This window comes from Sphingomonas sp. CCH9-E2, from assembly GCF_001557215.1.
Classification (GTDB): domain Bacteria; phylum Pseudomonadota; class Alphaproteobacteria; order Sphingomonadales; family Sphingomonadaceae; genus Sphingomonas.
In genome coordinates this window covers 1-8,191 of sequence record NZ_LSJM01000466.1, presented here as the reverse complement: position 1 = coordinate 8,191, position 8,191 = coordinate 1, and the positions used below count along the sequence as shown (strand labels likewise).

The window sequence follows — 8,191 nt, the reverse complement described above, 5'->3', positions numbered from 1 at the left end:
CGTCAGCGCTGCGCGCTGCCACCTCCCCTGCGGGGCAGGGGAGGAATTTAGATTGCCACACCACCCAGCGAGTTCGGGCCAGCGCTGTCGATCCGCACTCGTACCAGATCGCCGATCGCGGCGTCGGTGGTCAGGTGGACCGATTGCAGCCAGGGCGATTTGCCGAGCAGCTGGCCGGGGTGGCGGCCGGCGCGTTCGATCAGGACGTCGCAGGTCTTGCCGACGCTGGCGGCGTTGAACGCGGCCTGATCGCGGTTGAGCGCGGCCTGCAGGCGCTGGAGGCGGTCGTCCATGACGTCCTCGGGGACCGCGCCGTCCATTTCCGCGGCCGGGGTGCCGGGGCGGGGGCTATATTTGAAGCTGAAACACTGGGCATAGCCGACCGCGTCGACCAGGCTCAGCGTATCGCGGAACTCCTCTTCGGTCTCGCCGGGGAAGCCGACGATGAAGTCGCCCGACAGCGCGATGTCGGGTCGCGCGGCACGGACGCGGTCGAGGATGCGCAGATATGAATCGCGGCTGTGGCTGCGGTTCATCGCTTTCAGGATACGGTCATTGCCCGCCTGCACCGGCAGATGGAGGAAGGGCATCAGCTTTTCGACCTCCGCATGCGCGCGAATCAGGCCTTCCTTCATGTCGTTGGGGTGGCTGGTGGTGTAGCGGATGCGCGCCAGCCCATCGATCTTGTCGAGTGCGGCGATCAGGCCGTGCAGGCCGGTGCCCTCGGCATCGTCCCACGCGTTGACGTTCTGACCGAGCAAAGTGATCTCACGCGCGCCGGCGTCGACCAGCGACTTTGCCTCATCGACGATTGCGGTAAAGGGGCGGCTGACCTCGGCACCGCGGGTGTAGGGGACGACGCAATAGGTGCAGAATTTGTCGCACCCTTCCTGCACCGTCAGGAACGCGGTCGGGCCAGTCTTGCGCCGGGCGGGGAGCGCCCCGAACTTGGCGATGGCAGGCATGTCGGTGTCGATCGCGCGGCCCTGTGCCGAGGCCTGGGCGACCAGTTCGGGCAGGTTGTGATAGGCTTGCGGGCCGACCACGATATCGACCTTGGCGCGGTTGGCGATTTCCTCACCCTCGGCCTGTGCGACGCAGCCGGCGACCGCGATCATCGGCGCGGTGCGATCGGCCAGGCGCGCGGATTTGCGGAAGCGGCCGATGTCCGAATAGACCTTCTCGGTCGCCTTTTCGCGGATGTGGCAGGTGTTGAGCACGATCAGGTCGGCGCTGTCGGCGTCTGCCGCTGCGGTCATGCCCTGTGCCGCCATCAGCTCGGCCATGCGCTCGCCGTCATAGACGTTCATCTGACAGCCGAAGGATTTGACGTGATAGGTCTTGGGAGGGGCGTTCATGGCGCGGGGCTATAGTCGAAAGGGGGCTGTGCGTGAACAATCTTCCCTTCCGGCCCCCCAGACCATAAAGACCCGCCGCAAATGGCACGGATCGAAACCCCCCGCCGCGTGCGTGGCACGCAGGACATCTTTGGCGATGAACAGCGCCGCTTCGCCCGCGTGGTCGAGGCGTTCGAGCATGTGCGGCGGCTCTATTGCTTCCAGCAGGTTCAGGTGCCGGTGTTCGAATCCACCGGGGTCTTCGCGCGATCGATGGGCGAGACCAGCGATGTCGTTTCGAAGGAAATGTACACCTTCCCCGACCGGGGCGACGAGCTGCTGACGCTGCGGCCGGAGTTCACTGCGGGGATTTGCCGGGCGTATATTACCGAAGGGTGGCAGCAGTTCGCGCCGCTCAAGCTGACCACGCACGGGCCAGTGTTCCGGTATGAGCGACCGCAAAAGGGGCGCTATCGCCAGTTCCACCAGATCGACGCCGAGATCATTGGGGCTGCGGAACCGCAGGCCGATGTCGAGCTGCTGACCATGGCGGACCAACTGCTCAAGGAGCTGGGGATCGCCGAGGGTGTGACGCTGCAGCTCAACACGCTGGGCGACGCGGAGACGCGCGAGGCATGGCGTGCGGCGCTGGTGGCGCATTTCGAGGCGCATCGTGGGGAGTTGTCCGAGGACAGCCTGACGCGGCTCGAGAAGAATCCGATGCGGATTCTGGATTCGAAAGACCCACGCGATCGGCCTATCGCGGACAGCGCGCCGGACATCGATGCCTATCTGACGAGCGAGGCGGGGGCGTTTTTCGATGCAGTGACCAGCGGGCTGGACGCGGCGGGCGTGGCGTGGACGCGCAACGCGCGGCTGGTGCGCGGGCTCGACTATTATCGCCACACCGCGTTCGAGTTCGTCACCGACCGGCTGGGCGCGCAGGGCACGGTGCTGGCCGGTGGGCGCTATGACGGGCTGATCGGGAACCTGGGCGGCCCGGAGACGGCTGGCGTAGGCTGGGCCGCCGGGATCGAGCGGTTGGGGATGCTGCTGGCGGAGCCGACGGCGGACACGATCCAAGTCGCTTTAGTGGCGGAGCGTGCTGAAGGGTTCGCGACTGAGGTAACTGCACTTCTTAGGCGCAACGGTATCGCGGTTGAGATGTTCACGACCGGTAGCCCTCGTAAGCGTTTCACGAAGGCGCAGTCGGCCAACCCCGCTCTCATCTTGTCGGTGGATACGGAAAGTCCGCCGCTCGATGGCCGTTATCTGTTCCGATTAGCTTTGACGACGCCCGCGACGGCAGCGCTCCAAGAGCGGATCGCTGGGGTGATCGCTAACTCTTTCAAGTTTGCAGATGCCGAGGGGCTGCTGGCTGGCGGGTGGCGCTTGGCTGAGCGCATCGGTCCGACTGAATGACCCGCATCTCCCCCGAGCGGATCGCGCAGATCGAGGCGCGGCGGGATGAGTTGTCGGCGATGATGGCGACCGGCGATCTGCCGTCGGATCGCTTTGTCGCGGTGTCCAAGGAATATGCCGAGCTGGAGCCGGTCGCGGCGGCGGCGGGCGAGGTGCGGCGGCTGCGCGCCGAGGCGGTGAGCCTGGCGGCGATGACGCGCGAGGCGGATGCCGAGCTGCGCGCAATGGCGGCGGAGGAATTGCGCGCGAACGAGGCGGCACTGGCGCAGGCCGACCACCGCCTTGCGCTGGCGCTGTTGCCGCGCGACGCGGCGGACGAGCGCGCGGCGATGCTGGAAATCCGCGCCGGGACCGGCGGGGACGAGGCGGGGCTGTTCGCGGGCGATCTGCTGCGCATGTACACCCGCTATGCCGAGCGACAGGGGTGGAAGGTCGAGCTGATCTCTGCGTCCACGTCGGAAGCCGGGGGCTATAAGGAAGTGGTCGCCAGCGTCGCGGGCAAGGGCGTGTTCGCCAAGCTCAAGTTCGAGAGCGGCGTGCATCGCGTCCAGCGCGTGCCGGTGACCGAGAGCGGTGGGCGCATCCATACGTCGGCGGCAACGGTGGCGGTGCTGCCCGAGGCCGAAGAGGTCGATGTCGAGATCCGCAACGAAGATCTGCGCATCGACATCTATCGCGCGAGCGGTGCGGGCGGGCAGCACGTCAACACGACCGATTCGGCGGTGCGGCTGACGCATATTCCGACCGGGCTGGTGGTGATCCAGCAGGACCAACGGTCGCAGCACAAGAATCGCGACAAGGCGATGCAGGTGCTGCGCACGCGGCTGTATGAGCTGGAGCGCGAGCGGCTGGCGAGCGAACGATCGGGCGCGCGCAAGTCGATGGTCGGATCGGGCGACCGGTCGGAGCGGATCCGCACCTATAATTTCCCACAGGGGCGGGTGACCGACCATCGCATCAACCTGACCCTCCACCGCCTGCCCGAGATTCTGGAGGGCGAGATGGACGAGCTGATCGGCGCGCTGGTCGCCGAGGATGAGGCGGAGCGGCTGGCGGCGCTGGATTCGTGATCGGGGGCCGAGCGCCTAGCGGTCTGTCGTTCATCGTTCCCCTCCCGCTTGCGGGAGGGGCTAGGGGAGGGCCTGTCCATGCGGGCCGTCCACTATGGTGACAGGCCCTCCCCCGACCCCTCCCGCAGGCGGGAGGGGAGTTAGGGCTGCCCTTGCCGATGCGGCTGCGCGGATTACGTCGGCGACGCCACGGCTCGATGCCGAATTGTTGATGGCGCATGCCTTGGGCGTGTCGCATCAGGATTTGCTGCTGAAGCATCTGGGCGATCCCGCTCCGGCCAGCTTCGACGCGCTGGTGGAACGCCGCCTCGCGCATGAGCCGGTTGCCTATATCACCGGGTCGCGCGGGTTCTGGACGGTCGAGATTGGGGTTGGCCCCGGCGTGCTGGTGCCGCGTGCGGATAGCGAGACGCTGATCGAAGCGGCGGTGGCGCATTTTGCCGGGAGCGCGGGGCCGGGGCGGGTGCTGGACCTTGGCATGGGGCCCGGGACCTTGTTGCTGGCTGCACTGGCGGAGTGGCCGGGCGCTACGGGTGTCGGGGTCGATGCGTCCGATACCGCGCTCGACTATGCGCGGCGCAACGCAGCAGCTTTGGGTATCGCGGAACGGGTTGATCTGCGGCGCGGCGACTGGGCAACCGATCTCCACGGCCAGTTCGACCTGATCCTGTGCAACCCGCCCTATATCGGCGTCGGCGAGGAGCTGGGGCCGGAGGTGCGCGACCATGAACCGCCCGCGGCGCTGTTCGCCGGCGCGGATGGCCTCGACGATTATCGCCGGGTCATTCCCGACCTGCCCAGGCTGCTCGCGCCGGGCGGGATCGCCGTGCTGGAGATCGGCTGGACGCAAGGGGAGGCCGTGTCGGCGCTGATGCGTGGCGCGGGGCTCGATCCTGTGCTCCATCATGACCTGGGCGGACGCCCGCGCGCGGTTGCGGCAAAAATGCCGCGAAATTGAACTATCGATGCGCTGCACCAATATAAGGCTTGGAGAATGTTGCCGCGCGGGCTAAGGATGAGCCCGGGGCAGGCACCAGCAACCTAAATCGTTGAAAAGGTTTGCCGACCCAAATCAAGGCATGCGCGCTGCTGATTGTCCGGCAGCCATGCGGGAGCCGTTTCGGTCCGAAGGGCCGTGGCGGCGTGCGGTGTAACACGCATCCGGGATCGCTGTTTGACCGATGGCGGATTGAGTAAGGACAGGACACACAGACGTTGATCAACAATCGTCAGGCGAACAACGGTCGCCGTCGCGGCCGTGGTGGCCAGCGCCAGCAGGGCGGCGGCAACAACCCCAATTCGGGCAACCGCATCGACAATCGCGCACGTGGCAATGCCGCGCAGCTGCTTGAGAAATACAAGAACCTCGCTCGCGACGCGCAGATGGCCGGCGACCGGGTGAACACCGAATATTATCTGCAGTTCGCGGATCATTATTTCCGCGTGCTGGCCGAAACGCGCTCGCGCTTCGAGGACCAGAACCCGCAGCAGCGCCGCCAGCGCGACGAGTTCGACGGCGACGAGGACGAGTTCGACGGCGACGAGGGCGCGCGCAGCCAGGACGGCGAGTTCGCCGACGAGGGCGATGAGCAGTCCGAGCGCCAGGGCCGCGACAATCGTGACCGCGACAACCGCGATCGCGGCGAGCGCAACGACCGCCGCCCGCGCCGCGAGCGCGACAATCGCGAGGGTCGTGACCGTGATGCACGTGCTGGTGACGGGCGCGACCGCGACAACCGCCGCGAGCGTCAGCCGCGTGGCGTCGAGGGCGAGGAGACTCCGGTCGCTGCGAACGAGGATGAGGCTCCGGCCGAAGACGGTCGCCGCGCACGCCGTGGCCGTCCGCGCCGGGATGAGGCGAGCAGCGATGCGGGCCATGGCAACGACATCGCGGCAGTGCTACCCCCCGCGCTCGGCGTCGAGGGCGAGGTGGTCGAGGTCAAGCCCCGCCGCCGCCGCGTGAAGAAGGAAGAAGGCGAGCCGGAAGCGGCTGAATAAGCGCCTTTCCCGCCGAGAAAGTTAAGGCCGGTCCGTAGCTTACGGGCCGGCCTTTGCGTTTCTGCCGCCCTTGACCGTTGACATCGCGCGCGGCTTGACGATGGTGCGGGGACCAGATCGAAGGGGGATGCGATGCGGCGGATGACGTTGGCGCTTGCGGCTGGAGCCGCGCTGTCCGGGACGATGCTGGCGACCCCCGCCGTCGCGCAAACCGCGCAAGCCCCGCAGGGCGCCAGTGCCCAGGGCGATGTCGCGGTCACCATCTACAACAACAATCTGGCGCTGGTGCAGGACAAGCGCGAGCTGCGCCTGCCCGCGGGCAAGTCGAAACAGGATTTCCCCGATGTCTCGGCGCAGATCCGGCCGGAGACGGTGACGATCGGTGCGCCCGGCGCGACAATCGTCGAACAGAATTTCGATTTCGACCTGCTCACCCCCGAATCGCTGATGGAAAAGGCGGTCGGCCAGTCGGTGACCGTCGTGCGCGGCGGCCAGAACCTGCCGGCCAAGGTGCTTGCCTATAATGACGGCACGGTGGTCGAGATTGGCGGGCGGATCGAGGTGCTGGGCAAGGACGACCGGGTGATCTTCCCGTCGCTGCCGCCATCCCTGCGCGCGCGGCCGACGCTGTCGGTGACGCTGGATGCCGATGCGGCGGGATCGCGGCCGGTGACGCTGAGCTACCTGACCTATGGATTGGGCTGGAAGTCCGACTATGTCGCGCTGTTCGACGAGAAGGCGGGCAAGATCGACGTTCAGGGCTGGCTGACGCTGACCAACACTAGCGGCACCACCTATACCAACGCGAACACCCTGCTGGTCGCGGGTGCGGTCGGCGGCGGCGGGCGCGGCATGGGATCGGTGATGGTGCCGGGCACCGAGACGGCGGGACGCGAGCGGATCGGCGACTTCTATGTCTATCCGATCCCCGGCCGCACGACGATCGCGCAGCGCCAGCAGAAGCAGGTCAGCTTCCTCGACGTCGCGGGGGCGCCGGCGGCAAAGGCCTATGCCTATCGCAATCCCTGGCTGGGGCGGCAGGATCAGGCGCGCAGCGTCGACACGGTGCTGCGCTTCTCGTCATCCAAGGAGGGCGGCCTTGGCGATGCGCTGCCCGCCGGGACGGTGCGCATCTATATGCGCGACGCGCGCGGGGCGCCGCAGTTCATCGGCGAGAATGCGATCCCGCATACGCCGATGGGATCGCGGCTGGCGATCAAGACCGGCGAGGCGTTCGACGTGAAGGTCAAGGCGGTGGTGCAGACGCGCGAGCGTGCCGGGTCGACCAAATGGCGCACGACGATGGTCTATACGCTGACCAATGCACGGGCCGAGGCAGTGACGGTCGAACTGTCGCAGGGCGGGCTCGACAGCTGGTGGAAAGACACGAAGATTCTGAACGAAACGCAAGCGAGCGAGCGGATCAACGCCGATGAGGCGCTGTGGAAGGTGAGCGTCCCCGCCAATGGCGAGGCAACGCTGACCGCGACCTTCGAAACGCGTTACTAAGGCGCGGCCGGTGCGGCGCGCCGCCCTGTTGCTGATCGCGACCGCGCTTGCCGCGACGGGTGAGGCGTCGGCGCAGAGCGTGCAGACGTCGGCCGGACCCGATGCGGTCGGCGTCACCATCTACCGCGCGCCCGATCGCGAGTCGGACCAGAAGATCGATCTCGACTGGCTCGGGGGCTATGCGCTGATCACCGAGACGCGGACGGTGACAATTCCGGCGGGCCGCGCGGTGATCCGGTTCGAGGGCGTCGCCTCAGGCATCCTGCCCGAGAGCGCGATCGTCACTGGTCTGCCTGCCGGGGTGCGGGAGAAGAATCTCGACGGCGACCTGTTGTCGCCGGGCAGCCTGTATCGGCGCGGCTTCGCCCGACCGGTGACGTTGCGCCGGACACGGGATGGCAAGACGGTTGAGGAGCGCGCGGTCATCCGCTCGGGCCCCGACGGCGCGGCGATCGTCGAGACCGAGCGCGGGATCGAGGTGCTCAATTGCGGCCCGACCGAGGATGCCATCGCCTATGACGGCGTGCCCGAGGGTCTGTCAGCCAAGCCGACCCTGTCGGTCGAGACCGATTCGCCGCAGGGCGGGACGGCGACGATCACTTTGTCCTACCTCGCCTGGGGCTTCGACTGGCAGGCCAACTATGTCGCGACGCTGCGCGATGGCGGCGGCACCGCCGCTGGCGCTCGGACGGCAGATCTGTTTGCCTGGGTCACGCTGGCGAGCACCGACATGACCAGCTTTGCCAATGCCGAGACAATGGTGGTGGCGGGCAAGGTCAACCGGACAACCGGCCGCACCGCTAACCCGTTCGAGAGCGCCGAATCGTTCGAGTTCAAATGCTATCTGCCTGAAGG

7 protein-coding genes are annotated in these 8,191 nt (G+C 67.2%); 6 read left to right on the top strand and 1 reads right to left on the bottom strand.

Annotated features, from left to right (window positions below; all coding sequences use genetic code 11):
• Nucleotides 1-47 precede the first annotated feature (47 nt).
• Entirely contained in the window at nt 48-1,358 is a 1,311-nt protein-coding gene (gene miaB / locus AX681_RS21035; RefSeq protein ID WP_082737971.1) for a tRNA (N6-isopentenyl adenosine(37)-C2)-methylthiotransferase MiaB, read from the bottom strand.
• Between the two features lie 81 nt (nt 1,359-1,439).
• Here miaB and hisS point away from each other — a divergent pair, with 81 nt between their 5' ends.
• The 6 genes from hisS to AX681_RS21005 form a co-directional block, all read left to right on the top strand.
• Nucleotides 1,440-2,759 (top strand): histidine--tRNA ligase, encoded by a 1,320-nt coding sequence (gene hisS / locus AX681_RS21030; protein ID WP_066660678.1) that lies wholly within the window; start codon nt 1,440-1,442, stop codon nt 2,757-2,759.
• Complete coding sequence (prfA, locus tag AX681_RS21025) at nt 2,756-3,829, top strand: peptide chain release factor 1 (RefSeq protein WP_066660676.1); 1,074 nt, start codon at nt 2,756-2,758, stop codon at nt 3,827-3,829. Before hisS ends, prfA begins: the two co-directional genes overlap by 4 nt.
• 94 nt (nt 3,830-3,923) lie before the next feature.
• The gene (prmC, locus tag AX681_RS21020; RefSeq protein ID WP_066682719.1) at nt 3,924-4,787 is read left to right on the top strand and encodes a peptide chain release factor N(5)-glutamine methyltransferase; all 864 of its coding nucleotides are present in this window, start codon (nt 3,924-3,926) and stop codon (nt 4,785-4,787) included.
• 257 nt (nt 4,788-5,044) lie between these two features.
• Nucleotides 5,045-5,827 (top strand): DUF4167 domain-containing protein, encoded by a 783-nt coding sequence (locus AX681_RS21015; protein WP_082737916.1) that lies wholly within the window; start codon nt 5,045-5,047, stop codon nt 5,825-5,827.
• Between the two features lie 132 nt (nt 5,828-5,959).
• Complete coding sequence (locus AX681_RS21010) at nt 5,960-7,336, top strand: DUF4139 domain-containing protein (RefSeq protein ID WP_066659200.1); 1,377 nt, start codon at nt 5,960-5,962, stop codon at nt 7,334-7,336.
• Between the two features lie 10 nt (nt 7,337-7,346).
• On the top strand, nt 7,347-8,191 hold an 845-nt coding region (locus AX681_RS21005; RefSeq protein WP_443026354.1), incomplete at its 3' end, for a DUF4139 domain-containing protein.

What these genes read in the sequence shown, in the direction of transcription:
- miaB (WP_082737971.1), bottom strand. Translation starts at nt 1,358, where the DNA reads ATGAACGCCCCTCCCAAGACCTATCACGTCAAATCCTTCGGCTGTCAG.
- hisS (WP_066660678.1), top strand. Translation starts at nt 1,440, where the DNA reads ATGGCACGGATCGAAACCCCCCGCCGCGTGCGTGGCACGCAGGACATC.
- prfA (WP_066660676.1), top strand. Translation starts at nt 2,756, where the DNA reads ATGACCCGCATCTCCCCCGAGCGGATCGCGCAGATCGAGGCGCGGCGG.
- prmC (WP_066682719.1), top strand. Translation starts at nt 3,924, where the DNA reads ATGGTGACAGGCCCTCCCCCGACCCCTCCCGCAGGCGGGAGGGGAGTT.
- AX681_RS21010 (WP_066659200.1), top strand. Translation starts at nt 5,960, where the DNA reads ATGCGGCGGATGACGTTGGCGCTTGCGGCTGGAGCCGCGCTGTCCGGG.